21 protein-coding genes are annotated in these 26,899 nt (G+C 56.2%); 10 read left to right on the top strand and 11 right to left on the bottom strand.

The window, feature by feature from the left end; translation table 11 throughout:
- Positions 1–53 precede the first annotated feature (53 nt).
- Positions 54–881, top strand: a complete 828-nt coding sequence (locus tag ACR0IO_RS06630) for an aminoglycoside phosphotransferase family protein (RefSeq protein ID WP_480740272.1) — start codon at positions 54–56, stop codon at positions 879–881.
- Here the strand turns inward: ACR0IO_RS06630 and ACR0IO_RS06625 are convergent.
- From ACR0IO_RS06625 to ACR0IO_RS06615, 3 genes are all read right to left on the bottom strand, one after another.
- The gene (locus ACR0IO_RS06625; protein WP_170330885.1) at positions 878–3,364 is read right to left on the bottom strand and encodes a penicillin-binding protein 1A; all 2,487 of its coding nucleotides are present in this window, start codon (positions 3,362–3,364) and stop codon (positions 878–880) included. The two genes, ACR0IO_RS06630 and ACR0IO_RS06625, sit on opposite strands and share 4 nt — an antisense overlap.
- 95 nt (positions 3,365–3,459) lie before the next feature.
- Positions 3,460–4,680: an N-acetylmuramoyl-L-alanine amidase gene (locus tag ACR0IO_RS06620; RefSeq protein ID WP_480740269.1), complete on the bottom strand. Its 1,221-nt coding sequence runs from the start codon at positions 4,678–4,680 to the stop codon at positions 3,460–3,462.
- A 73-nt stretch (positions 4,681–4,753) separates the two neighbouring features.
- Positions 4,754–5,920 carry a pyridoxal phosphate-dependent aminotransferase gene (locus ACR0IO_RS06615; RefSeq protein ID WP_480740267.1) on the bottom strand — a complete coding sequence of 389 codons (1,167 nt, stop codon included), beginning with the start codon at positions 5,918–5,920 and terminating at the stop codon, positions 4,754–4,756.
- Between ACR0IO_RS06615 and ACR0IO_RS06610 the strand changes: the two genes are divergently transcribed.
- From ACR0IO_RS06610 to ACR0IO_RS06600, 3 genes are all read left to right on the top strand, one after another.
- Positions 5,919–7,301: a M48 family metalloprotease gene (locus ACR0IO_RS06610; RefSeq protein WP_480740265.1), complete on the top strand. Its 1,383-nt coding sequence runs from the start codon at positions 5,919–5,921 to the stop codon at positions 7,299–7,301. The two genes, ACR0IO_RS06615 and ACR0IO_RS06610, sit on opposite strands and share 2 nt — an antisense overlap.
- Positions 7,298–8,056 (top strand): DsbA family protein, encoded by a 759-nt coding sequence (locus tag ACR0IO_RS06605; protein ID WP_480740263.1) that lies wholly within the window; start codon positions 7,298–7,300, stop codon positions 8,054–8,056. Before ACR0IO_RS06610 ends, ACR0IO_RS06605 begins: the two co-directional genes overlap by 4 nt.
- A 124-nt stretch (positions 8,057–8,180) precedes the next feature.
- Positions 8,181–9,254 carry an agmatine deiminase family protein gene (locus ACR0IO_RS06600; protein ID WP_480740261.1) on the top strand — a complete coding sequence of 358 codons (1,074 nt, stop codon included), beginning with the start codon at positions 8,181–8,183 and terminating at the stop codon, positions 9,252–9,254.
- Between the two features lie 43 nt (positions 9,255–9,297).
- Here the strand turns inward: ACR0IO_RS06600 and ispG are convergent, their stop codons facing one another.
- The 3 genes from ispG to hemA form a co-directional block, all read right to left on the bottom strand.
- Entirely contained in the window at positions 9,298–10,419 is a 1,122-nt protein-coding gene (gene ispG / locus ACR0IO_RS06595; RefSeq protein WP_480740259.1) for a flavodoxin-dependent (E)-4-hydroxy-3-methylbut-2-enyl-diphosphate synthase, read from the bottom strand.
- 70 nt (positions 10,420–10,489) lie between these two features.
- Complete coding sequence (locus ACR0IO_RS06590) at positions 10,490–11,704, bottom strand: helix-turn-helix domain-containing protein (RefSeq protein ID WP_480740258.1); 1,215 nt, start codon at positions 11,702–11,704, stop codon at positions 10,490–10,492.
- 128 nt (positions 11,705–11,832) lie between these two features.
- Positions 11,833–13,056 (bottom strand): 5-aminolevulinate synthase, encoded by a 1,224-nt coding sequence (gene hemA / locus ACR0IO_RS06585; protein WP_155150981.1) that lies wholly within the window; start codon positions 13,054–13,056, stop codon positions 11,833–11,835.
- Between the two features lie 336 nt (positions 13,057–13,392).
- Here hemA and ACR0IO_RS06580 point away from each other — a divergent pair, with 336 nt between their 5' ends.
- Positions 13,393–14,778: a dipeptidase gene (locus ACR0IO_RS06580; RefSeq protein ID WP_480740256.1), complete on the top strand. Its 1,386-nt coding sequence runs from the start codon at positions 13,393–13,395 to the stop codon at positions 14,776–14,778.
- Positions 14,779–14,833: 55 nt separating this feature from the next.
- On the opposite strand, the gene lpdA is transcribed toward ACR0IO_RS06580, so the two are convergent.
- The gene (lpdA, locus tag ACR0IO_RS06575) at positions 14,834–16,228 is read right to left on the bottom strand and encodes a dihydrolipoyl dehydrogenase (RefSeq protein WP_480740254.1); all 1,395 of its coding nucleotides are present in this window, start codon (positions 16,226–16,228) and stop codon (positions 14,834–14,836) included.
- A gap of 213 nt (positions 16,229–16,441) precedes the next feature.
- Here lpdA and ACR0IO_RS06570 point away from each other — a divergent pair, with 213 nt between their 5' ends.
- On the top strand, positions 16,442–16,876 hold the full coding sequence (locus ACR0IO_RS06570; protein ID WP_480740253.1) for a hypothetical protein: 435 nt from the start codon (positions 16,442–16,444) through the stop codon (positions 16,874–16,876).
- Here ACR0IO_RS06570 and ACR0IO_RS06565 read toward each other — a convergent pair.
- The 4 genes from ACR0IO_RS06565 to ACR0IO_RS06550 all read right to left on the bottom strand — a co-directional run bounded on the left by ACR0IO_RS06565 (position 16,873) and on the right by ACR0IO_RS06550 (position 23,416).
- A complete protein-coding gene (locus ACR0IO_RS06565; protein WP_480740251.1) occupies positions 16,873–17,454 on the bottom strand; it encodes a DUF924 family protein in 582 nt (193 codons plus the stop codon). The genes ACR0IO_RS06570 and ACR0IO_RS06565 overlap by 4 nt on opposite strands.
- 107 nt (positions 17,455–17,561) lie before the next feature.
- Entirely contained in the window at positions 17,562–18,833 is a 1,272-nt protein-coding gene (locus ACR0IO_RS06560) for an MFS transporter (protein ID WP_155150991.1), read from the bottom strand.
- Between the two features lie 105 nt (positions 18,834–18,938).
- Positions 18,939–19,985 (bottom strand): tRNA preQ1(34) S-adenosylmethionine ribosyltransferase-isomerase QueA, encoded by a 1,047-nt coding sequence (gene queA / locus ACR0IO_RS06555; protein ID WP_480740248.1) that lies wholly within the window; start codon positions 19,983–19,985, stop codon positions 18,939–18,941.
- Positions 19,986–20,029: 44 nt separating this feature from the next.
- Entirely contained in the window at positions 20,030–23,416 is a 3,387-nt protein-coding gene (locus ACR0IO_RS06550) for a YhdP family protein (RefSeq protein WP_480740245.1), read from the bottom strand.
- Between the two features lie 68 nt (positions 23,417–23,484).
- Between ACR0IO_RS06550 and ACR0IO_RS06545 the strand changes: the two genes are divergently transcribed.
- The 4 genes from ACR0IO_RS06545 to ACR0IO_RS06530 all read left to right on the top strand — a co-directional run bounded on the left by ACR0IO_RS06545 (position 23,485) and on the right by ACR0IO_RS06530 (position 26,863).
- Positions 23,485–23,946 carry a peroxiredoxin gene (locus tag ACR0IO_RS06545; protein ID WP_480740243.1) on the top strand — a complete coding sequence of 154 codons (462 nt, stop codon included), beginning with the start codon at positions 23,485–23,487 and terminating at the stop codon, positions 23,944–23,946.
- Positions 23,947–24,048: 102 nt separating this feature from the next.
- Positions 24,049–24,867 (top strand): ferritin-like domain-containing protein, encoded by an 819-nt coding sequence (locus tag ACR0IO_RS06540; protein ID WP_480740852.1) that lies wholly within the window; start codon positions 24,049–24,051, stop codon positions 24,865–24,867.
- Positions 24,868–25,041: 174 nt separating this feature from the next.
- Positions 25,042–26,373 (top strand): DUF5930 domain-containing protein, encoded by a 1,332-nt coding sequence (locus tag ACR0IO_RS06535; RefSeq protein WP_480740242.1) that lies wholly within the window; start codon positions 25,042–25,044, stop codon positions 26,371–26,373.
- Entirely contained in the window at positions 26,363–26,863 is a 501-nt protein-coding gene (locus ACR0IO_RS06530) for a bactofilin family protein (RefSeq protein WP_155150996.1), read from the top strand. The genes ACR0IO_RS06535 and ACR0IO_RS06530 overlap by 11 nt, the downstream gene beginning before the upstream one ends.
- Positions 26,864–26,899 lie beyond the last annotated feature (36 nt).

Below are 26,899 nucleotides of genomic sequence, written 5' to 3'. Positions count from 1 at the left end.
AGGCCTGCGTGATAGCAAGAGGTGCGTGCCACCACAAGACAAGTGAGATGCGAATGAAGGATACACCGGACAAGTTGTTGGACCGATGGGGCCTGACCATCCTTTCAATGGTGGCAGATACCGGCCATGCGCGAATCTGGAAGGTTGAAACGGCTGACGCGGTTGCGGCGCTCAAGGTGTATCGCCGGTCAGATCGCGGCAACGAAGGCCCGGGGTCGCGGCTTTTGTCTGCTTGGCAGGATCGCGGTGCGGTTCGAATACTTGAAGAGGCGAACAACGCAGTTCTGATGGAGTGGTTGGATGGTCCGTCACTGGGGGATGTGGCGCGCGACGGTGACCCAGAAACTGCTGTGAATTTATTGGCTGAAGCTGCATCAGATCTGCATTGCTCGCCCCCGGTGGAGATTTCCGGTCTCAGAACACTAAACGATGTTTTCGCCCCTCTATTTCGCTGTGAATTTACAGACACTTGTGACCCTAACCTAACGAGCGACATGCAGCAGTCTGCAGCATTGGCCAGAGAACTACTGGATAGTCAGCAGACACTGGTTCCGCTGCATGGCGATCTGCACACCGACAATGTCATACTGACCAAGGCTGGTCCAAAGGTGATCGATGCCAAGGGTTATCTCGGCGATCCCGCGTTCGAGCTTGCCAACGCCTTGCGACATCCCAAAGGGATGCCGGATCTTGTGCGAGATTCCGTACAGATCGCGAAATGCCTACAGCTATATTCAGAGGCGATGGCGATTACGCCCGAACGCCTTGCCAAATGGGCAGCCGCAAAATGTGCATTGTCAATCTACTGGCGTTCGCACCAACAGGTTTCGGAAGACATAGAAGCAGACCTGTTACGCCTGTTCTTGCAAGCGGCGGCTTAGTAAAGCCCGCCCCCCTGCAGATCACCCTGGCTTGCGTTTGGTCCTACTGTGATGGTGTTACCCGTCGACGTGGTTACCTGACGACCCGAGCTGGCTTCTTCGAACAGAGGCAAGTCGGATCCCATGGCAAAACCACCGTCATAGATACGATCGATAAAGCCATCGACGCCGTCACGGAAATACTCGGCAACGACGTAATCGCCTGAGGCGTTATCCGGCAGGCGTGCGCCGCTGAACCGGTCGATCTTGATGAAATGCCCACCCGGAGGCACTTCGAACGGACCACCACCGTATTTCTCGACTGCTTTTTCCATAAAGCTCTGGAAAACCGGACCGCAGAGAGTACCACCATAGGCCCCCCGCCCCATTGGACGCGGACGGTCATAGCCAATGTAGCAGCCTGCAACGATGTTCGACGTAAAGCCAATGAACCATGCATCTTTGGATTCGTTGGTCGTACCGGTTTTGCCAGCTGTCGGCACCGGCAGATTCACAACGCGGGATGCCGTTCCACGATCCACCACACCTTTCATCATGGACGTCAGCTGATAGGCCGTAACCGCATCCATGACCTGTTCACGGTCGGTGACGATGGTTGGTGACTCATCCGGTTCTAACCAGCTGGAGTTGCAATCCAGACATTGACGGTCGTCGTGGCGATAGATGGTTTTGCCGAACCGGTCCTGAATACGGTCAACCAGCGTGGGTTCTACGCGTTCACCACCATTGGCAAACATCGCATAAGCTGCAACCATTTTGTAAAGCGTGGTTTCTTCGGCCCCCAATGAGTTGGCCAAAAATGCGCCCATCCGGTCATAGACACCAAACCGTTCGGCGTACCCGGCGACAACCGGCATCGTGACCTCTTGCGCGAGACGAATGGTCATCAGGTTCCGGGACATCTCGATCCCTGTACGCAGTGGTGTCGGGCCGTAGAACTTATTTGTCGAGTTCTTGGGACGCCACAGCCCCTGAGGGGTGTTCACCTCAATCGGGGCGTCCACAACGATAGTGGCCGGGCTGTAGCCACTGTCCAAAGCTGCGGCGTAGACGAAGGGCTTAAAGCTTGAACCCGGCTGTCGCTGCGCCTGTGTCGCGCGGTTGAAGACCGTGTCCTGATACGAAAAGCCGCCCTGCATCGACAATACGCGGCCCGAATTCACGTCCATCGCCATAAACGCGCCCTGCACTTCAGGCACCTGACGTGCAGACCACTGACCTTCCTCGCCAGCAACCACCAGAATGACGTCGCCGCGTTTGAAATTGGCTGCGAAATCGCCCTGCATCCATTTGATGTCTGAACGCGGAATAACACCGTTGGCAGGGCCATCTTCGATACCAACAGTCAATTGCTGGTCAGCGACATCCATAACAACAGCGGGATACCACTGCGTCGGCAGCACAACGTCGCGCGGAATCTCAAGAATCGCCAGGGCTTCGCGCCACTGCGCCTCATCACCCAGCTTTTCTTCTGCGATCACCTCACCCGTGCCGCGCCATTTGCCGCGGGAACGGTCATATTTCTGTAGGGCTTCCCGCAGCGCGCGGGCCGCTTCGACCTGCATTTCTTCATCCACCGAAGCGCGAACCGTAAAGCCGCCGGTAAAGAACTCTCCCTCACCAAAGTCCTCGCTCAGCTGGCGACGAATTTCATCGGTGAAGTAGTCGCGAGGTGGCAAAGCAGTACGGAAGCTTTCGAAATCCCCGTTCTGAACGGAACGCAACGGCATCTCCACTTCGGTCTCATACGTTGCCTGATCGATATAGCCGTTTTGTTGCATTTCACGCAGCACGTAGTTGCGGCGAGCCAGCAGACGCTCTTTCTGGCGGACAGGGTGATAATCCGAAGGCGCTTTGGGCATGGCGGCAAGCATTGCAGCCTCATGTGGCGCCAGTTCCTGCAGCGTCTTGTTGAAATAGGTCTGTGCAGCAGCGGTCACGCCGTAGGAGTTCTGACCAAGAAAGATCTCGTTCATGTAGAGTTCGAGGATCTGTTCCTTGTCGAGCGTATCCTCAAGCCGGGTGGCGAGGATAATTTCCTTGATCTTGCGTTCTGCGCGGCGGTCACCTGACAGCAGAAAGTTCTTCATCACCTGCTGCGTGATGGTCGAAGCACCGCGAACGTTTTCACCCTTGGACTTCACCGCCTCAACCCCGGCAGCAACGATACCGCGCGGATCATAGCCCTGGTGGGTGTAAAAGTTCTTGTCTTCGGCCGAGATGAACGCCTGCTTCACCAAGTCGGGAATTTCTTCGGACGGAGTGAACAGTCGGCGCTCCTGCGCGAATTCGTCGATCAGCTGGCCTTTGCCCGAGTAGATTCGGCTGATGGTCGGCGGCTTGTATTGTGCAAGGGATTCATGGCTGGGCAGATCGCGCCCATACATCCAGAAGACCGCACCAACAACCAGCGCGGCCATAAAAATACCCAAAGTCACGAGGCTGAAAATCGCCCCGAAAATCGAAAGAATGAACCGGATCACGTTGCTGCCTTTTATTCGCGGTGCCGTCTATATAGTGACGCTCAGCCCAAGGGTCAAAACACCTTGGCGCATTCTAGCCAGTTTGCGTCGTCAGGTCACTGTCCAATCAGTGACCGTTTGATCACGTCTTCTTGCCGCCACTTCTCAAGCCCTTTGTAAATGCCTTGCGCCATCGATGCGCGCCATTCAGGATTCCTGATGTTTTTCAAATCTCTGGGGCTGGACAGAAACCCAAGCTCTACCAGAACCGAAGGGATATCAGCTGCCTTTAGGACAGAGAACGAAGCGGTGCGGATCGGGCGACGATTCATCGGGCCGCCCTGCTGTGCCATCCCGTTGGCAATCGCCCGTGCCAGCGCGCCTGTGCGCGGTTTCGTTTCCTGCCGCGCCATGTCCAGCAACACGTCTGCGACCTGATCATCCGACCCACTGAGGTCGATGCCTGAAATCAGGTCGCCCCGATCATGGCGCTCTGCCAGTTTCAGGCTGGCAACGTCCGATGCATCTTCGGACAATGTATAGACTGCCGCGCCATGGGCCTGCCCTTCGGACAGCGAATCTGCATGCAGCGAGATAAACACATGCGCCCCCGCCCGATGCGCCAGCGCAATGCGTCGTTCCAACGAGACAAACTGATCATCAACACGGGTCATGACCACCTCGTACCCGCCAGCCCGCAGCAACAGCTCGCGCAGTTCACGCGCAAAGGTCAGCATCAGCGTTTTTTCATCGGTTCCGGACACTTCGGCACCCGGATCAAGTCCACCATGTCCGGGGTCCAACATGACGCGCAGAGGCTGATCACCCTTGCGAGGTTCAGCCTCTTCCGTGATCGCGGGCTCGGGCAAATCCCAGCCGGGGTTGCGTGGGGCACCAGCACCTTCCGCGAATGTATCAAAGTCGGTTCCACGCAGATTGAGCGTCAGCAGCGCTGCCCCCGTTGCTGCGTCAACGCGCATATCAGCCGTATCCACAGCCAGCGGCGCACCAAGTTCCATCACAAGGCGGGACCAACCAGGGACGTACGCCCCAAACTGTACACCGGTGATCCGGTTGCTTTTCAGAAACGCCTTGCGGTCAAGGCCAGTCCAGTCGACCTCCTGAAAATCCAGCACCATCCGGTACGGATCCTGCAACGTGAAAACGCGATATGGCACCCCCTGGGTCAGACCAATACGCAGACGAACACCCGAAGCGCCATTGTCCGTGATCTGGCTTTGATCGGGAATAACCCGGGCAAGCGCACTGAAATCCTGCGCAAGCGCATTGCCGGTCAGCGCCCATAACAGCGCGAGAACATAGAAAATCCTGCTCATGGCCTCAAGTTTTCCCGAGATCGTTCGGCGCAAAGCCTATAGCACCGACATGGTTTTGTGAACGCTTTTGGCGTCAAGCGTTACTCAGTGCAACGTTACCGCGTTCAGCCATGAAAACGCGCAGACGTTCCAGGCCTTCCTCGATATCGGCAGTTGAACGTGCGTAGGAGAAGCGCAGCGTTTCATGTCCACGCTCGGGATCGAAATCCAGACCCGGTGTCACTGCAACGCCTGCCATCTCCAAAATCTCGGCGGCAAAGGCGCGGCTGTCATTGGTCAGATCCGAGACATCCGCATAAACATAGAATGCCCCATCCGGCGGCGCGATATTGGTAAATCCGGCTTGGGGCAAACCCTTGAGCATCAATTCACGATTCCGGCGATAGACATCCAGATTGCCCTGCAGTTCTTCGTCGCAATCCATCGCGGCCAGTGCCGCGACCTGACTGGCGTGTGGGGCACAGATAAACATGTTCTGGGCAATACGTTCTACCACGCGCACCTGATCTTCGGGAACGACCATCCAACCGACACGCCATCCGGTCATCGAGAAGTACTTTGAGAACGAGTTGATCACATAACATTCGTCCGTCAGTTCCAACGCGGTGACCGCTTTGGCCTCGTATTCCAGACCGTGATAAATCTCGTCGCTGATAAACGATGCTCCCTGCCCTTGCGCCGCTTCGATCAGCGCACTCATCGCGGCATGGTCCAGCATAGTGCCAGTTGGATTGGCTGGCGAAGCGACCATGAGCCCTTGCAGATCGAGACCAGCAAAATCTGCTGGCACTGGCTGCAGCCGATTTTCAGGTGCGGTGGGCAGATCGACAGGCACCAGCCCCAGCGCTTTGAGAATCTGGCGATAAGACGGATAGCCGGGCGCGCCGATGCCTACGCAATCACCGCTATCGAACAACGCTGTAAATGCCAGCAGAAAGCCGCCAGAAGACCCCGGTGTGATAACAACACGCTCAGGGTTCAGATCGACATTGTACCAATCGCCATACATCCGGGCGATCCGCTGTCTCAATGCAGGCAGACCCAACGCTACTGTATAGCCCAGCGGTCCTTGCTCCATTTCCTTGGCCAGCGCCTGCACCGCCCCTTTGGGTGCGCCTGTTCCTGGCTGACCAACCTCCATATGAATGATGTGGCGCCCGTCCTCTTCTGCTTTTCGTGCAGCCTCCATCACGTCCATCACGATGAAGGGATCGACCCCGGACCGGGTTGAGTTTCTCATGCCCATCTCCCATGTTGCAGCCATGGCTTTTGAACGCGTATCCAGGCTGGCGTCAATCCCGGCTCTGATACTGGCTGTTGGCATGTGGATGGCAACGGCGGCTCAAAGCTATGCGCAAAGCCTGATACGCGATCCGGATATTGAACATGGCTTACGAGAACTCGCCTTTCCAATCCTTCGCGCGGCTGGGCTGAACACCAACCGGGTACAGGTCCTTGTCGTAAACGACAGTACTTTCAACGCCTTCGTCATCGACTACAACACGATCTATGTGAACTACGGCCTCATTCTGGCGGTTGACAGCCCCGAGATGCTGCAGGCCGTTATTGCCCACGAAGCCGCCCATATCGCCAACGGTCATCTGGCCCGGCGCGCCGAGAACCTTAGAGCAGCTCAGCGAAATGCCCAACTGGGTCTGGCACTCGCTCTGGTCGCTGCAGCTGCAGGTGGTGGCGAAGCCGCAGCGGGTATCGCAGCTGGAACCTCGTCCTCTGCATTACGCAGCTTTCTGGGCCATACACGGGCCGAAGAATCTTCAGCTGACCGAAGCGCTGCCAGCTATCTGCGATGGGCAGAGATTTCACCGATCGGCATGGTCGAGCTGCATCGGAAATTCGCGGGTCAGGAGTTGTTGAGTACGATAAATCAGGACCCGTACATGCGATCGCATCCGACCAGTCGCGAGCGTTTGCGTGCCGCCGAAGCCTTTTTGGAAGAGTTTTCTGATAGGGCCAAGTCCAACCCGAATGCCGACTACTGGTTTGCCCGTGTGAAAGGCAAACTATCAGCATTTCTGCGCAGCCCCGGATGGACATTGCGGCGCTCCAAAGAAGAAACAGCGCAAGATATCCGCCTGATGCGCGAAGCAGCTGCACATCACCAGAACCGAAATCTGGCGAGTGCACGTGCTGCGATTGATGGCGCCCTCGAGGTTCGTCCTGACGATCCGTTCTATTACGAGCTCAAAGGCCAGATCTTGCTGGAAAACCGTCGGGTTAAAGAAGCTGTTGACGCCTATGGTAAAGCAGTAGAGCTTGCGCCCAATGACCCGCTCATTCTGGCTGGCTATGGTCGCGCGCTGCTGAGCGATGGCCAGACGAAGAACGCCCTGCAAGCCCTTGAAAAGGCTCGTGCAAGAGACTATCGAAACGCGCGACTAATGCAGGATCTGGGTTCTGCCTATTCTAAGGTGGGCAATAACGGGATGGCATCGACCGTCACCGCAGAACGATATGCTTTGCAAGGTCGGTTGGCCGATGCAGGCATCCATGCAAAACGTGCTGTCGGGCAATTGCCCGTGGGCTCTCCGGGTTGGCAAAGGGCGCAAGATGTGTTGATTGCCTCGGAACGAGCAAAGAAAGAGAAAAGGAAACGGAAATGATCCTCAGACATGCTGCACCGGCCCTTCTGGGGCTTTCCCTGATCTCCAGCCCTGCGGCGGCGCTGGATCTCAACTCGATGAGCGATGCGGAGAAAGCTGCTTTTGGCGAACAGGTCCGCGAGTATCTGCTGGAAAACCCCAGCGTTATCGTCGAAGCGATCACCATTCTCGAACAACAGCAGGCTGCCGCCGAAGCCGTCGCCGACAAGGAACTGGTCGCAGCGAATGCGGATGAACTGTTCAATGATGGATATAGCTGGGTAGGCGGCAATCCTGATGGTGATATCACTCTCGTCGAGTTCATGGATTATCGCTGCGGCTATTGTCGCCGAGCGGTACCAGAAGTCTCGAGCCTGTTGTCAGAGGACGGCAACATCCGTCTGGTAATAAAGGAATTCCCGATCCTTGGCGAAGCGTCCCTGCTGTCCTCGCAGTTTGCCGTGGCCACCAAGAACGTTGCTGGCGATGATGCATACAAACAGGTGCACGATGCGTTGATGGAATTCGGTGGCGATGTTTCCGAGGTTACTCTGCGTCGTATTTCGGATGGTCTGGGGCTGGACAGCGATGCGATCATTGCCGCCATGGACAGTGACGAAGTAAACAACGAAATCGCTCAAACCCGCGCACTGGCGCAAAAGATGAAAATTTCAGGCACGCCCTCTTTTGTTCTCGGAACCGAAATGTTGCGCGGTTATCTGACTGCAGATCAGATGCAGCAAATCGCCGACGGCGTTCGCGCTGATCAAAGCTGATTGAGAGGGGGCGGACACCCCGCCCCTTATCCATCGCGAGAACTTACCAGGCCTGGATGGTGTATATGCAGCCAGCCCGCTGGATTGCACAAACAAATCTGTTGATCTTGAGAGGCAGATAGCGATGAACAGAAGAGAAATGTTGCTTGCCAGCGGAGCATTCGGCCTCATGACACGCCCAGGTATCCTCAGCGCAAACCCTGTCACCGGCTATTTCGTTCCGCCTGAGGAAGCCCCGCATCAGCGTACATTCATGCAGTGGCCGGCGAACCGCAGGGTGCACTCTGACAGGGTTTTCCGGAAAATGGCGCAGCAGACGATCGCTGATATCGCGAATGCGATATCCGATTTTGAACCCGTCACTCTGCTTGCTGCGAAGGAAGATCATTCATCGGCACGCAAAAAGCTCTCTGCCAGCGTTGAGCTTTGGGACATTCCTACCGACGACCTCTGGTGCCGCGATTCTGGACCGATTTTCGTAGTTAATGAAAACGGTGATCTCGCCATCACAAATATCCAGTTCAACGGCTGGGGCGAGAGGCAGATCAACACGAATGACTCGAAAGTCGCCCGACGTGTTTCCGAACACCTGGGCCTGCCCTTCCTCAAATCCGGTCTGATCGGTGAAGGGGGTGGCATTGAACAAGACGGCCACGGCCTGCTCATGGCGCATGAGAGCTCTTGGGTACACAACAACCGTAACCCGGGGATGTCGCGCAATGAAATTGAAGCGCTACTGCTGAAGGCATACGGGGCCGATCGCATGATCTGGTCCGAAGGCGTTTGGGACGAGGATATTACTGATTACCACATCGACAGTCTGGCGAGGTTTACCGGCCCTGGGCGTGTCCTGATCAACCTGCCGGATGATCCGGATCCTGCCGACCCGTTCCATATGGCGGCTCTGGACACTCATGATGTACTTGTGGCTGCCGGGCTACAAGTAGATGTCATCCCCGAACCTGTTGAGCGCCGCATCGATGATGAGGAATTTGTCGCATCCTATGCAAACTACTACGTTTGCAATGGCGCGGTAATCGTTGCCGAATTCGGTGATCGTGAAACCGACCAGATCGCGCAGGACGCGATTTCCCGGCACTACCCTGGCCGCGAAATCATCACACTTAACGTCGACACGTTGGGTGAGATGGGAGGTGGCATTCACTGCGCAACGCAACAGATGCCAGCAGTCACTTGATCTGCATCGCGGGTCGCGGGCGACGCCCTGAATAAGCTGTGCTTTACTCGGCTGCCTCTTTGGCAGCATCGAGTTCTGCCGCCTTTTTCTCGACCTCTTCAACGATGTGGTCGATCATCTGATCGTTCGACATCTTGTGGCTGGCCTTACCGGCCAGATAGACCATACCAGACCCTGCCCCACCGCCGGTGAAGCCAACATCGGTCATCAGCGCCTCACCCGGACCATTCACCACACAACCGATGATCGACAGGCTCATGGGTGTCTTGATGTGCTCAAGGCGCTTTTCCAGCTCTTCAACGGTTTTGATGACGTTAAAGCCCTGACGCGCGCAGGACGGGCAAGAGATGATGTTGACGCCGCGGTGACGCAGACCCAGAGATTTGAGAATCTCGAAACCCACCTTGACCTCTTCGACAGGATCGGCCGACAGGCTGACACGGATCGTGTCCCCGATGCCCATCCAAAGCAAGTTGCCTAGCCCGATGGCAGATTTGATCGTACCACTGACCAGTCCCCCTGCCTCGGTAATCCCCAGATGTATCGGTGCATCTGTCGCCTCAGCAATACCCTGATAAGCCGCCGCTGACAGGAATACGTCGCTGGCTTTCACACTGATCTTGAACTCATGGAAATCGTTGTCCTGAAGAATGCGGATGTGTTCCAGCCCGCTTTCGACCATCGCCTCAGGGCACGGTTCGCCATATTTTTCCAGCAGATGTTTTTCCAGACTGCCCGCGTTCACGCCGATGCGGATCGAGCAGTTGTGGTCTCGTGCAGCCTTGATGACTTCTTTCACACGCTTTTCGTCACCGATATTACCCGGGTTGATGCGAAGGCAGGCAGCGCCGGCTTCAGCAGCCTCGATACCACGACGATAGTGGAAATGAATATCAGCGACGATCGGAACGGGGCTTTCGCGCACGATCTCTTTTAGTGCTTTTGACGACGCCTCATCCGGCACCGAAATCCGCACGATATCCGCGCCTGCCTCAGCTGCTGCCTGAACCTGTGCGATGGTTCCGGCCACGTCTGTCGTCAGCGTGTTGGTCATGGTCTGAACAGCAATGGGCGCATCACCCCCAACCGGGACGTTCCCAACCATGATCTGGCGGGATTTGCGGCGATAGATATCGCGCCAGGGACGTACGTGATTGAGAGACATGAAAACCGGTCCGCGTCTGCCTAGGTTGCGCCTTAGATAGTTCGGCGACCGGGGTACCGCAATGGTTAGATCACTCGGCGGGCGCTTCTGTCGCCTGAGTTTGCAATTCGGCGACCAATTGCTTGAGCGCACTGTTCTGGTCTGCTTCGAGATCGGCCACGATGAACTGCTCGGACACCGAGTCTTTGGACAACACAACGCCCTTAGCTACTGTGCCGGGCGCGCCGACAGGCCCATAGTGTTTGCCATTTACTTGGAAATAAACCGAACCTGCAGCACCAGCGCGCAATTGAGGTGGCTCTTCTGTCAAAGGCACCTCAAAGGTGTTGCCATGCTCAACAGTTCCAAGAGTTCCCTCAAAAATCACACTACCATCTGCCGCTCGAACACGCATCCAAGCTGGATCAACAGCAACAATCCGCAGTGCAGTATCAAGTTTCTCTACAACCTGCGGCAACGCAGGGCGTTCGACCGTGTGAACATCGGCAATCTGCGTTTCAGGAATCTCTGGAGGTCTGAAGGTGCCTACCGTACGCGGATCAAGCGTCGATATCGGCGCATCACGGGCAACAAGAACGGGTACGTCCAACGCCTGCGGTCGATAGAGGCGGTCAAGCGCTTCTGCACTCGGGCTTTCCAACCCGGCTATCTCTGGCTCCTGCGAACGGCTTTGCGCTTCGTGCAACGGATCAAGATCCGACAGCACGACCGGGGCCTGTTCAACTGGCGCCACCTGTACCTGTTGAATCTTGTTCAGCACTGACCAACCGCCGTATCCAATCCCACCGATCAGCGCCAGAAGGACGAGAGACGACCCGATTGCGCGAGGCTCAATATGGCTGAAAACCGATTCATTGCCGGGCAGGTATGGTGTGTTGGGAGAGATGAACGGATCGCGCCCCATAGGACCGCGGTTTGGCAGATCGCCAGTTGCCTTTTTTACAACCGAAGCCTCTGCCGACATGCCATGCGCGACCTCAAATCCACTTTCCTGACAGAAGGCAGCAAAGGTATCATCCGGGTTCATCCCCAGATAGCGGGCGTAAGAACGAACATACCCGGCAATGAAGCCGGGTGTGTCAAATGCATCAGGATCAGCATTTTCGATGGCAGCGATGTAGTTGGCTTTGATCCGCAGTTCGCGCTGAACATCCAGTAGCGACTTGCCCATGGTTGCCCGCTCGCCGCGCATCATGTCACCAAGCCGTACTTCGAAGTCGTCGAAACCCTTTGGTCTGACGTCTACGTCTTCCTCGGAATCGCGCTGTGTCCTGCGCCCAATCATCCCTGCTGCCCCATTTTGCCTGCCGCGTGCTTAGCGCGAACAGCGAATCGTCCCCATAACGATTCGTCTGTTTGTTTGTTAGCGTAAGCTTAACACGCGGCAAACGTGTTGCACACTTTGGCGTGAGGTTAACCGGCAAGTTCGGCGCGATTTAGCGCACAATGTGACCAAAGTTCGTCCATCGCCTGGATCAAACGGTTCATCTCGCCGGGCCCGTGTACAGGTGACGGCGTAAAGCGCAGGCGTTCAGTCCCGCGAGGAACGGTCGGGAAATTGATCGGCTGAACGTAAATTCCATGATCATCCAGCAGCCTGTCACTGAGGATTTTGGTGTGTACCGGGTTGCCGACAATCACCGGAACGATGTGACTGCCGTGGTCAATCAACGGCAAGCCCATCCCTTTCAGACGCAGCTTGAGCACCTTGGCCTGCGTCTGATGCTGTTCCCGCAGTTCCGATGCACCTTTGAGATAGGCAACGGAGGCAGCAGCACCCGCAGCAACCGAGGGCGGAAGAGACGTGGTGAAGATGAAGCCCGGCGCGTAAGAGCGTACAGCGTCGCACATCTTTTCGCTGGCGGCGATATAGCCACCCATCACGCCGTATGCTTTAGCCAGCGTTCCGTTGATAATGTCGATACGATGCGCCAGCCGGTCACGCTCGGTTACACCACCGCCGCGCGGGCCATACATGCCGACCGCGTGCACTTCGTCGATATAGGTCAGCGCGCCGAATTCGTCTGCCAGATCGCAAATTTCTTCGATCGGACCAAAGTCACCATCCATCGAATAGACAGATTCAAAAGCGATCAGCTTGGGCACTGCAGGATCGTCGGCCTCAAGTAGTTCACGCAGATGCGCGACATCATTGTGGCGGAAGATTCGCTTATCGCCACCATTGCGACGCACACCTTCGATCATCGAGGCGTGGTTCAGCGCGTCGGAATAGATGATCAGGCCCGGGAACAGCTTAGGTAGCGTGCTCAGCGTCGCATCGTTTGCGATATAGGCACTGGTGAAAAGAAGCGCAGCCTCTTTACCATGCAGATCCGCGAGCTCAGCTTCCAACCTCTTGTGATAGACAGTTGTGCCAGAAATGTTGCGTGTGCCGCCCGACCCTGCACCCGCGGCATCAACGGCCTCGTGCATTGCGTTCAGGACGACGGGATGCTGCCCCATGCCCAGATAGTCGTTGCCGCACCATACGGTAATATTCTGCTGCGAACCGTCTGGACGGGTCCGAACGGCGTGAGGGAAATGGCCGTTGCGACGTTCGATATCGATGAAGGTCCGGTAACGTCCTTCTTCATGCAGCCTGGCAATCGCTGAATCGAGCTGAGCAGTGTAGTCCAACGGACCCTCCTTCGATGTCCGGATTGTTTTGACCACAACCGGACCACTTTGTTCGTCGTATCTCCTGGCCTAGACCATTAGTACGACTTTGCGTTCCTCTGTATCAACTACCTACTGCTGATCAGTGGGACCTAACTTTGATTTGCATCAATTATCCCTTAACACGCCCCCGGACAAGTAAAGTTACGGCTATAAGACGCGAGGAAACGACGCAGGTAGTTCTACGGCGCTTTCCTTATTTCCGACAGTATACCCCAATTCCCGCCGATACACACTGGACGACACCGCCAGCGCTGCTAGGCTCCGCGCAAATTCACATCCATTCAGGAGAAGCCTATGTCGCTTGACGCTGTTCTGAGCAGGATCGACACCGATCTGACCACTTCCATCGACCGGTTGATGGAGTTTCTGCGCATACCGTCCATCTCAACTGATCCAGCCTTCAAGGAGAACGTTGATCAGGCAGCAGACTGGCTGGTCGCAGATTTGCAAAGCATTGGCATTAAGGCGGAAAAGCGTGAAACCCCCGGCCACCCCATGGTGGTTGGGCACGTCGGTGATGATGGCGATGGGCCACATGTGCTGTTCTATGGCCACTACGACGTACAACCGGTTGATCCGCTAAATCTGTGGAACCGTGATCCGTTTGACCCTGCGTTGGAAGATACCGAACACGGGCAAGTCATTCGCGGCCGCGGCTCGTCGGATGACAAGGGCCAGTTGATGACCTTTGTCGAGGCTTGCCGCGCCTGGAGGGCAGTTCACGGTAAACTGCCCTGCCGGATCACATTCTTCTTTGAGGGAGAAGAAGAATCGGGCTCTCCGTCGCTGGTGCCGTTCCTCGAAGCCAACAAGGAAGAACTGCAAGCTGATCTGGCCCTCGTCTGCGATACTTCGATGGTCTCGCGCGGCGTTCCTTCGATCGCCTCGCAACTGCGCGGCATGCTGAAGGATGAGTTCACAATCATCGGCCCCCGTATCGACCTGCACTCCGGCCACTACGGTGGGCCGGGCCTGAACCCCCTTCGTGAGCTATCCAAGATTGTCGCTTCTTTCTATGACGACGAAACCGGACGCGTTGCGGTCGAAGGGTTCTACGAAGGTGTTCACGAAGTTCCAGCCGAGCAGCTGCGCCAATGGGAAGGTTGCGGATTTGACGAAGCTGAATACCTGAACTCGGTGGGGTATACCCAACCCCACGGCGAAAAAGGCTACTCCACACTTGAACAGCAATGGGCGCGCCCAACGCTGGAAGTGAACGGCCTTTGGGGTGGCTACAATGGTGCCGGATCCAAAACGGTGATCCCGTCAGAAGCGCACTGCAAGATCACCTGCCGACTGGTCGGTGACATGGACCCGGATGCCCTGCGCGATAAGATCCGCAAACACGTGGAAGAGCGGCTGTCCCCCGACGCGAAGGTTGTTTGGGACAATGACCTCGAAGGCTCCCCTGCTTCTGTCATGAACCTTGACCGCCCCGAATTCGAAGCCGCGCGCGGCGCACTGTCCGACGAGTGGGATCGCGAGGCTGTATTCACCGGCATGGGCGGCTCGATCCCCGTAGTCGGCTACTTCGATACGGTTCTGGGACTGGATTCGATGTTGGTCGGCTATGCCAACGACGATGACGCTATCCACTCACCGAACGAAAAGTATGACGTAAAGAGCTTCCACAAGGGTATCCGCTCGTGGGCGCGCATTCTGGATGCTTTGAATAAGTAAACAAAAAAGGCACCGCCGATGTGGCGGTGCCTTTTCCCTTGGGATCATCCCAAACTTACATGTGAATCACACGGCCGTAGGCGTCCAGCACACTTTCGTGCATCATCTCGGACAAGGTCGGGTGTGGGAAGACGGTGTTCATCAGGTCTTCTTCGGTGGTCTCAAGCTGGCGACCAACCACATAGCCCTGTATCAACTCTGTGACTTCTGCGCCAATCATGTGCGCGCCCAGCAATTCACCGGTTTTGGCATCAAATACGGTTTTGATCAGGCCCTCGGGCTCACCCAGAGCGATGGCCTTGCCGTTACCGATGAAGGGGAAACGGCCAACCTTGATCTCGTAGCCCAGTTCTTTGGCCTTAGCTTCCGAGTAACCGACCGAGGCGACCTGCGGCTGGCAATATGTGCAGCCTGCGATGCTTTCCGGTTTGACCGGGTGTGCGTGTTTGCCTGCAATCAATTCGGCAACCATGACCCCTTCGTGGCTGGCCTTGTGTGCCAGCCAAGGCCCACCAGCGATATCACCGATGGCATAAAGACCCTCGACACCGGTGCGACAGAACTCATCTGTCACAACGTGAGTGCGGTCGATTTTGACACCAAGCGCCTCGAGGCCGAGATTTTCGACATTACCAACGATTCCAACTGCAGAAATCACGGTGTCAAAGTCGTGTTTCTCGACCTTGCCATTGACCTCGATATGCGCTGTGACTTTGCCTTTGCCACGATCCAGCTGCTTGACCATTGCCTTTTCTTTGATGGTCATGCCCTGCTTGGTAAAAGACTTTTTGGCGAATGCGCTGATCTCGGCATCTTCGACGGGAAGGATGCGGTCCATCACCTCGACCACGGTCGTGTCAGCACCCAAGGTGTGGTAGAAGCTTGCAAACTCGATACCGATTGCACCTGAGCCGATGACCAACAATTTCTTGGGCATGCGCGGTGGCTGCAGAGCGTGCTTGTAGGTCCAGACCAGATCACCGTCAGCCTCAAGCCCGGGCAGTTCGCGGGCACGGGCGCCGGTTGCAAGAATGATGTTCTTTGCCGTCAGTTCTTCGGTACCCTTATCGGTTTTGACACTGACCTTGCCTTTGGCTGGGATTGTTGCCTCCCCCATCACAACAGTGACTTTGTTCTTTTTGAGCAGATGTCCAACGCCACTGGTCAACTGTTTGGCGACCCCACGCGAACGTTTGACCACAGCGTCGAGATCATAACCAATCTTGTCAGCACTCAGACCAAAATCCTTGGCACGCTCCATGAGGTGAAACACCTCTGCAGATCGCAGCAACGCCTTTGTTGGGATGCACCCCCAGTTGAGACAAATCCCACCCAGATGCTCGCGTTCGACCACGGCTGTCTTCAGTCCCAGCTGGGCCGCGCGGATAGCAGCAACATAGCCACCGGGCCCTGCCCCGATTACGATCAGATCAAAGGATTGTGCAGCCATGTGTACCTCTCGGCGCAGGTCGATTGAAAACTAGTTTACCGTTAAACTATTTTTTCAAACTCATCAATGTCCGTTCCCGCGACATATATGACGCGGGGTCAGCGTGTCTGAATTACACAGATTTGAGCCTATACCCGAGATGCACCAATAGCTAGAACAGAGGTGCCCGGACCACCGGGTATTTCATTCTCTTAGATTTCCGAAAGGCGTATCATGGCCAAAACGCTCAAAGATCTAGTGCTCGCCCTTTTGAACGCAACTTTGATCCTTGTGGCCTTGTGCCTGTTTCTGGGACTGAAACTTAGCCAATCGATCGAGAGTATCCGGGATGGGTTTGCTGAGAACCTGCAACTGGTGGCGCCTCTGCGGGAGCAGGCGCAGAGTATTCGGGGAGAGCTTGCAGCCGTGCGCAACGATTTGGCGGCTATTCGCGCACAGGATGGTACACTGGACAGTGTAGTCAGTCAGAAACTGAATGCCACATTGCAGCGGCTGAATGATCTGGAAACCAAACTGGAGACTACCCAGTCGCAGCTTGCGGGTTTAGCAGAAAAACCCGAAGAACTTATCGATCACGCCATTAGCACTTCGGCTGATGTCGTGACCGATCGAATTCTTGTTATTCGAGGCTGTGAGCCCGCGACCTAGGTCGCGGCCCCCTGCAACTCGCGAACAGTTGAGCCGTAACCACCGCTGCTGACATATGCCGCCTCGTGTTCGGTTGTCGGACGCTCCAGCGCCTCGTTCCGATATGGAAACCGACCGAACTTGCGGATCACTTCGCGGTGGGCTCGTGCATGCAATAGGTTGCCTGCGCCGTTTTCCGGCATCCGCTCACACATGAGCCGCACGCAGCGTTCCTGATCACACAGGTTTTCCGAGTGCATCATCGGCAGGTAAAAGAACTGCCGTGCCGGCTCGTCAATCTTCAGATCCCAGCCTTTGTCGACCGCACATTTCGCGGCTGTCAAAGCTGCCCTGTCAGACGAGAACGCCTTTCCACTACCCCGAAACATATTGCGCGGGAACTGGTCCATCAGAATGATGTACGCCAGTGAGCCGCTGGGATATGTCAGCCAGAGCGAGAACCTGCCCTCGCACGCCGCTTCCCATGTTTCGAGGAACCGTTCACGGATTTGCGCATCAAGCGTTTCATCCTGCAGATACCACCCCTCGGGGCCAACTTCATCTAACCAAAAACTCAATACTTCTTCAGGACCTACCATGCCCTTGACTCCGTAATTGCCCTCCCCAGGGACGTAAGGTCATTTAAGTCCGTTTTACAGAATTGTTACAGTAACATATTGCAACATTTGCGACACAAATCCGGCGCTCAGGCAGGTTCTTGCGCATCCGGTTCATCCTGCGCAGCTTCGATTGCAACCTCCTGCGCCACTTCAAGTGCAACTGGTGACGAAGTAGGCAGAATGGAAGCAATCGAACTGGTCTCATCAACAGGTACGTAGGCACGCTGTGTCATACGGTAGAGCGCATAAACCGCCATGATAAACATGAGGGTCGCAATAAACAGGAAGAAGCCTGCAGGTCCCACGATGCCTTCACCCATCAACCAACCCGTAATGAGCGGGCCTGCAATCGCACCAAGCCCGTTGATGAAGATCAGGCCGCCAGAGGCTGCGGACATATCGTCATACTCAAGATAGTCATTGGTATAGGCAATCAGCAGCGAATAGAGCGGGCTGGTCATGCCACCGATCAGGAATGCGCCTGCCAACAGGATCGTGAAAGTGGCACCGAAGAACATGCCGATCAAAGCTCCACAGCCCCCTACGACAGCGACAAGCAGGATCAGGATGCGTCGATCCATACGGTCGGAAATCCAGCCAATCGGATATTGCAGCAACACTGCGCCCACATAGAACGAGGCTACAAACGTCGAGATTTCGACAAGCGACAAACCAGCCTGAGCGCCGTAAACCGAGCTCATCCCGAACTGGGCCGAGAAAATGCCGCCCAACAGGAACATGCCAACGCAACCCAACGGAGATGTCTCCATCAGCTTGCGCAAGGTCATGGGTTTAGTCGTGTCAAATGCAGGGGTTGGTGAAATCGACAACAGAATTGGTGCAAAAGAAACCGAGACAAGGATCGATGCGATCACGAATGTCTCATAACCTGCGGGATCGCCTATCAACAAAAGTGCCTGCGCGCTGACGATACCCGTCATCTGAACGATCATGTACAGCGACAGCGCTTGCCCACGGTTTTCATTGCTTGCGGCATTGTTCAACCAGCTTTCAGCTGTCACATACACGCCGGAAAAGCAGAACCCGATCACAACGCGCCCAAGTGACCAGGCAATCGGGTCGGTCAGCATCGGATACATGATCATCACGGCAGAGATGAAAGACGCCAGTGCCGCAAACACGCGTACATGCCCTACGCGCCGGATCATCTCAGGCGCAAGGCGCGATCCGCCAAGGAAACCGACAAAGTAAGCCGACATCACGAATGACATCTGCAGAGTCGAGAAACCCTCGATCTCACCCCGCACACCCAGCAGCGTACCCTGAAGGCCGTTGCCGACCATCAGCAATCCCATACCAAGAAGAAGCGCCCAAGCGCTGGAAAGAACCTGAAGCATGCTGCCACCCGGAATTGCCGACGTGTTGTACGTCTTGAGATCAAAAAACCCTTTGGTCGCGCTTGTCTACGACATTCTAAAGGCGCGATCCGGAAAACACGGCTTTCAAGGCATCAAAAGCGACGCATCTCCATAAGAGAAGAAACGATATTTCCTAGCGATGGCATGCGTGTAGATGTCGTTGACCCGATCCTGCCCCATCAGCGCCGACACCAGCATCAGCAACGTCGATTTCGGCAGGTGGAAGTTGGTCATCAGCGCGTCTGTCACATGAAACTCGAAACCCGGATAGATAAAGATATCGGTTTCGCCTTCCCACGGCTGAATACTGCCGCTGCGGGCCGCGCTCTCGATCAGACGCAGTGCAGTCGTACCTACGGGAATAACCCGTCCACCGGCGGCTTTGGTCGCGCGTATTTCCTCGGCGGCCTGTTCGCTGACGCGCCCCCATTCGGCATGCATCTTGTGTGTGGTGACGTCCTCGACCTTGACCGGGAGGAACGTCCCTGCTCCTACATGCAAGGTAACATGTGTAAAAGTCACCCCGCGTTCGCCCAGCACATGCAACAGCGCCTCATCAAAATGTAGCGATGCGGTTGGGGCTGCGACCGCTCCGGAATTCTGCGCCCAAACAGTTTGATAGTCTGTCTTGTCCTGCTCATCCGCAGGTCGTTTGGCCGCGATGTAAGGCGGTAAAGGCATTGCGCCTGCTTGTTCAAGCGCTTCGTCGAAATCATCGCCTTGCAGATTGAAACGCAAACAGGCTTGTCCGTCCTCGACCCGTTCCAGCGTCGCACTCAGCCGTTCCGAGAAAACGATCTCTTCGCCAAGCTTCACTTTCTTAAGCGGTTTGATCAGTGCCGCCCATGTGCCATCAGATTGCGGATCAAGCAAAGTCGCCTCAATGGCTGCCGAGACAGGCCCTTGCGCGCTATTGCGATGGCGACGCCCATTCAGTCGCGCAGGAATCACCCGTGTATCGTTCAGGACAAGACGGTCACCCGGGCGCAGCCAATTGGGCAAATCCAAAACCTGCTGATCCGTGATCTCACCCCCATTTGCCACCAGCAGGCGCGCAGAGGAGCGCGGGCTGGCAGGCCGCGTCGCGATCAAGTCTTCGGGCAGGTCGAAATCAAAGTCACTCAGTTGCATGGCGGCGCATTACAGGGCTCTGACAGATTCGGCCACAGCCTGACTTACCGATCCTCACCGCGAGTTCCCTGAGTGGGTTGAGTTCCATCTGGACTCTGCGGCTGAGCGTTAGGCCCGTCAGAAACCGTGGGTCGTGGTCCGCGCATCAGATCGCGAAGAAACAGTGGGGCGAGTCCGGATAGTGGGTTTACCGAAACCTGAGGGGAGCCAATCGGCCCCGTTAATGTATAGTTGAATGCAAATATCCCTTCACCCTTTCGCGTCAGAACACTGCCAATCGCGTTGACCAGGTATATCGGTGATATCGCCCCGCGCAGGTTCAGCGTCTGCCTGACCGTATCCACAGTGCCATCAAAGGATAGGCCCATTGACGGGCCTACCGCACTGCCACTCAATATTTTCACTTCGGTCGGTGTAATCCGCATCTTGCTGTCGATGGACGAAAAATAGATGCCCTGCCCCGCCATCTCGGTCAGCAAGCCAACCAGGCTGATGGCATTAAGCAAAGCAGCCATCGCCGGGGCGTCCTTGATACGGGTATCGGTGATCTTTAGGTCGACATCATAGTTCCCGGCTTCGGCAATCGGATCCAATTGTACGCGCAGGTTACCTTCTCTTGCCTGCGTCAAAAGCCCGGCAGAACTCAGAACCGCACCTGCATCATTCGAGGTAAGGGTCACCGCACTTCGACCGCCACGAGGGGATACCTGACCGTTGATCGCTGCTTTTCCATTCACCCGCGCTGAGAATGGCCCCCGAAGACCACCTGTGGTTTCAAACGCACCCCGCATCCCTGTTAGGGCAACCTCTTCGGTGACCTGCAGCCGATCCAGTGCAACCTCAAGCTTTGGTCCCGGCCCAGAGCTGCCTCCGCCACCCGTTCCATTTCCAAAGGTCGCCTTTCCCAGATCCATGACGCCACCGAGAACACGAATATCCGGCAACGCGGCTCCTCGCCCAATCAGCTCTGCCGGTACGGCCAGCCATTCACCCAGCTCAAACGAACTGAACTGAACACGATCCAACTCATCACCATCCCGGAACGATATCGACGCGACCGTTCTGAGGCCAGCTGCATCAAGCCTGAGCGAATCCACACGCAACTGGTCACCCAATGTGGCCTCTGCCGTTAGGCTGCCACTACTGTTTGCCCCTTTCCGCCAGCCGAGCTCAGGGATGGCCAGCGCCACTCCGACCAAATCGGATTCCGCGGACAACTTTGGCGGCTCGCCCGCGCCAATCCCCAATCGGAGTGCTGCCGTACCCTGCCCGGTTAACATCCCCTTGGGCAGCCCTGCTCTGAGTTCATCCATTAACCGAGGTGATAACTCGATCTGTCCTGTCAGTTCGCTGCGCTGAGGCTCTTCGCCTCCGATCGGTTGTTGCCAACGAGCCTGAATCGGCACCACCCCAAAGAAGCCATTCCCCTGAATGCTGACCTGCGTCTGGTCTCCGCTCAATTGCAGAGTTTCTGCGCTGACGCTGACGTCGGGAACCAGCTTATCGCTCGCCAGGTCATCGAGACTTCCTGTGAAGTGAAATTCCGCTTCTTCAAATTTCAGCTTCTTTTTCAGCGGTAGAGACAGTGTGCCTACCAAGCCAACCCGGCCACTGGCCAAATCAACTGGCAAACCGGCTTTGGTCATCACTTCGAGAGGAGCCCGGTTCAACAACGAAAGCGCCGCTGTAACGCTACCGTTTGCAACAATCCGGGCGATACCGGGTGTCGTTTTCTTGATACTCACATCCGGGATGATGAAGGACGTGCCGGATGCATCAACTGATCCGCCCTCGTCTGCGATAACGACGCCCTTTTGAGCCGTCACCGTAAAGCGGTCATTAATCAGGCTTGCCTGACCCTGAGCATCCTCCACAGGAGGCAATGTCTTGGCAAACCGAACGCGAGCTTTATCGAAATCGAAATCCAGATAAATGTCGGGTTCAGATTGTGGTCGCAACCTGAGTGCAAAATCCATGTCAGATACTTCACCCTGATACAGATTTTCAGTCACCCAAATACGCGGTTTGGGTGCAAGCCGTGGCGGCCAATATTGCAAAACCTGTTCAGATGGCATCTGGTCAATATTCGCATTCAGATCCACGCTCCAGCCTTCGGTCAGACCGACCAAGTTTCCCGAAGCGCGCAATCGATGCGCACCATCCTCGATCGTGACCTGTCCCAACTGCACCCGAAACGGATTTAGCTTCATCTGAAAATCCAGATCAGCGCGTCTCAGTTCCAGGGTCTCAGTGAACAGATTTGCCGGATTCACACGAATACCGATCAGACGAAATTGTGCCGCCATGCTCTCTAGCAAGCCGCTATCAACGCCTTGCAGAAAAGCCTTGCCTTCAGCCTGCACAGACCCCCAGGCTGAATCGATCGAGACCTCGTTGAAATCCAGAACCTGACCGACCGGATCATAGGTGAAATACGTGCGCGCGGATTCAAAAGGCACAGGCTTAATTTCGGGGTTCGGTTGCACTGCACCAGCGCCCAGATTCAGGGTCGCAAAGACCGGACCCAAAGCCGCTTGCGCATCAATGCTGCCTCGTAATGCCCCGGAAATTGGCGTGTTGAGCACCTGCAACCATGCCAAAGCCGGGGTCTGCCCGGCAATATCTTCGGCAGGCAAGTCGGTGATTGATACGCCAAACCGGGCCGCGGGTGAGCCCAGTGTGCTCGTATAATTGGCTTCGATTGAACTGACATAGTCGCGCCCTGCCAGTACCGAGAAACCCGTTGCCAAACGTACTTCGTTGTCATTGCGGTTGGCTTGAATATGCCCACCATCCAGAAGCCACGACCGACCCAGTCGCAAATCCTTGTAATCAAGAGTGATTGCATCAAGTTCGACCGAAGTCAGGGCCGACAATGCCGGGGATTGGAATATCCTGTCCGAGCCTTCCAGTAGCTGTGCAAAATTCGGTGCCTCCTGCAAAGGCGTGCTTCCAGATCCGACGGTCAGCGACAGCGCGCCATCGGGACCGCGCGTCAATGCAATCAGCGCTCCGTTCAGGATGATGCGCTTGGGGCGCACCTGGCCGCGCAACAGCGGCCTCATCGCCAGACTTGCACGTACATCTGCGACCTGAGCGATTTGCTGTCCCGCCGCATCGCTCACGGTCACATCCGTGAGTCGCAATCGGGGTCGCCAGCCTTCGTGAATGATAAAGCTGACGTCACCGAACCTGATCTGCAAACCACCTAAGGCCCGCTCAAGACGCGCTTCGACGCGATCGCTGAGCCACTCAGGTGCATGCAGCCGCTGACCAACCACCATAAATCCCGTGAACAGCGCGAGAAACAACAACAGGACAACGCCGCGCAAAGTCCACAGACCAGCCCTGCGCCGACGGGATCGGCGGCGCGGCTGTTGTTCTGCCTGCGCAGCACCTTCCTGATCTTGCTGGATCAATTTGCTATCCACGCCTTTCAAACCGACTACGCCGCCCTATGATGTCGAGCATCAATTAAAAACCTTTGCCGGAGTTTCCAATGCCCGACGTTTCAGACACCGCCCCCGATTTCACTTTGCCCCGCGATGGCGGCGGAGAAGTGACCTTGTCGAATCTGCGCGGCGGTACCGTCGTTTTGTTTTTCTATCCCCGCGATGATACGCCGGGCTGCACCAAGGAATCCATCGGTTTCTCGGAACAACTTCAATCCTTTGCCGACGCGGGTGCTCAGGTTTTTGGCATCTCGCGTGACAGCGTCGCAAAGCATGACAAGTTCGTCGCCAAGCATAGCCTGACGACGCCCTTGCTGTCAGACGAGCGATCATCTGTTTGCGAAGATTACGGCGTCTGGGTGGAAAAGAAGATGTATGGCAGAACCTCCATGGGGATCGAACGTTCGACCTTCATCATCGATGCAGAGGGGAAGATCGCCCGCGTCTGGCGCAAGGTCAAAGTACCCGGCCATGTCGAGGAAGTGCTGGAAGCTGTTCAGGCGCTTTAACGGTCAAGTTCACAGTCCTCTCGACCCTTGGCTTGATCCGGTTTATCACCCGCCACGAACAGCGATTGGCGGAGGAAACCCGTGCCAAAAACACTGACTCAGATGGCGACCGAGGTTCTGACCACCGCGGACGGCAGGGCGAAAACCGCCCTGTCAAAGAAATATGCGGCTGCGTGGTTCGAATCCAGAAAAGGCGATTCTGAGCCGATCGAAGTCGGAACGGCAACTCCTCCGCTTAATCCGGCGCGGCCTGATCGTCCCGAGCTGTTGTCGCCCCGCGATGTTCCAAGACGCCGCCCCGGGAGTGAAGCGGGCAGGATCGCTCTGCTGCATGCAGTTGCACATATCGAGTTAAATGCTGTGGATTTGCACTGGGACATCATCGCCCGGTTCGGGCATGTGCCCATGCCTATCGGGTTTTATGACGACTGGGTGAAGTGCGCCGAAGAGGAATCGCGCCATTTTGAAATGGTGTGCGACTGTCTGGAACAAATGGGCAGCCACTATGGCGCCCTTCCCGCCCATGCCGGCATGTGGCGCGCAGCTGAAGACACCGCAGAAGACCTGATGGGTCGGCTGGCAGTTGTGCCGATGGTGCTTGAGGCGCGTGGGCTGGATGTAACCCCCGGCATGATCGACATATTCCGCAAAGCTGATGCAAAACAGGCGATTGAAGCGCTGGAAATCATCTATGCCGAAGAGGTTGGCCACGTAGCATATGGATCAAAGTGGTTCCATTTTTTGTGCGGTCGGGAAAACGCCGACCCGAAAGATGTGTTTCATCAGCTCGTACGTCGCTATTTTCACGGGGCGCTCAAACCGCCCTTTAATGAAGAGAAACGCGCCGAGGCCGGATTGCCTCCGGATTTCTACTGGCCACTGGCGGATGATATGCCACCACCTGGGGTTGTGAAGGACTGATATTCCTCCCTCAGATCGGCAATTTCCTGCCGATGCCGTGCGGTAATTCTCTGTCCGGGCGGACCTGATTGTTAACAAACTTGCCCAAACGCGACTTGGCCTTTATGCAATCGGCCCAAGGGACGGCTACCCACTCATGACCGGTCCCGAACAGGGGATGAGAGGTAAAGACGCGTGCGAACACGTCTGGCAATCAAACTACACTCACTGCTCGAGCGGCACTTTCCGGAACGCCGGGTATTTTTAAAGTCCGATAATGACACGCGGTTCATCCGTCTGAGTTCGGAAACTCAGATCGCAGCTGTTGCTGGCGTTGCCGTTATGGTGGGCTGGACCGCTGTCTCAACGGCAATATTGCTTATGGACAGTATCGGATCTGGGAATTTCCGCGATCAGGCCAAGCGCGACCAGGCGACCTATCAGGAACGTCTCAACATACTGTCCGCAGAACGCGACGCGCGCGCCGAAGAGGCACTGGCTGCGCATGATCGGTTCAACGCGGCACTGGAGCAAATCTCGGCAATGCAATCCGAGTTGCTCAAGTCGGAAAACCGGCGTCGCGAACTGGAAACCGGGATCGAAGTTATTCAAACCACCCTCCGCGCGACTATGAAGCAGCGTGAAGAGGCACGGGTTGAACTCGCCGAGCTCCAGCAGGAAACAGACAGCGACGAGATGTACATGGTGGCTTCGGCCAATCCTGCGCAGATGGCGTTCATGACAGATGCGCTGGCACGCACTGCACTTGAACGCGACGAGATCGCCGCGAACGCCCAGGATGCGTTGGAGCAGCGCGATGAGCTTGAGCTTGAAATCCGGCTGATGCAGGAGCGCAGCGACGAGATTTTCCGTCAGCTGGAAGAAGCTATGGTGATCTCGGTCGAGCCGCTGGATAAGATGTTCCGGCAGGCTGGCATGCCAACAGATCGCATCATCGAAGAGGTCCGGCGCGGATATAGCGGTATGGGCGGTCCGCTGACCCCTTTATCCTTCAGCACGCGCGGTGAAGAGGCAGAGCTTTCTGCCGACGAAGTGCGTGCGAATACTCTGCTACAGCAAATGGATCAGTTGAACCTGTACAGGATCGCTGCAGAAAAGGCCCCCTTTGCAAGTCCGGTGCGTGCGGCCGTGCGCTTTACCAGTGGCTTCGGCACCCGACGCGACCCTAAGACGGGGGGCCGCCGAATGCACAATGGCGCTGATTTCGCTGGTGCAACCGGCACCGACATCTTTGCGACAGCAGATGGCGTTGTAACCCATGCAGGCTGGCAATCCGGTTTCGGCAGGCTGGTTAAGATCAAGCACGCCTTCGGGATTGAGACTCTTTACGCTCATAACACCAAGATCCGTGTAAAGGTCGGTCAAAGGGTCTCGCGCGGCGATCATATTGCTGATATGGGTAGCACCGGACGGTCGACCGGCACGCACCTGCACTACGAAGTACGCGTGAATGGTAAACCTGTAAATCCAATGACTTACATCAAGGCTGCGAGAAATGTTTTCTAAGAGCAAAATGAACGAGCCCGCACCCAAGGCTTCTGAGGCGGCCAAACCCGCCGCTCCGGCAACTCCGGCAACCCCTGCCCCTGCTGAGACAAAGGCAAGCACTGCGCCCAAGCCAAAGCCACCGGCGTCGGTACTGTCTTCTGACCTGCATATCACAGGTAATATCAAGACCACCGGAGACATTCAGGTTGAAGGCACTGTCGAAGGCGACATCCGTGCGCACCTGTTGACCATCGGTGAAACCGCGACCATCAAGGGTGAAGTTACCGCTGATGACGTCGTAATCAACGGTCGTATCGTTGGCCGCGTGCGTGGATTGAAAGTACGCCTGACTTCGACAGCACGCGTCGAAGGCGACATCATCCACAAGACCATCGCCATCGAAAGCGGCGCACATTTCGAAGGTTCGGTTCAGCGTCAGGACGACCCCCTGAATCCGGGCCGCAGCGGCAAGTCGGGCGCAAACCCGGCAGCCGAAGTCAGCCAGTAATCCAGCTGACATCCCAATCGTTTCAAACACCGCAGA

The sequence above is a fragment of the Ruegeria sp. CE12 genome (assembly GCF_056537525.1).
The sequence above is the reverse complement of the archived record's forward strand: the minus strand, read 5'-3'. Positions and strand labels throughout refer to the sequence as shown.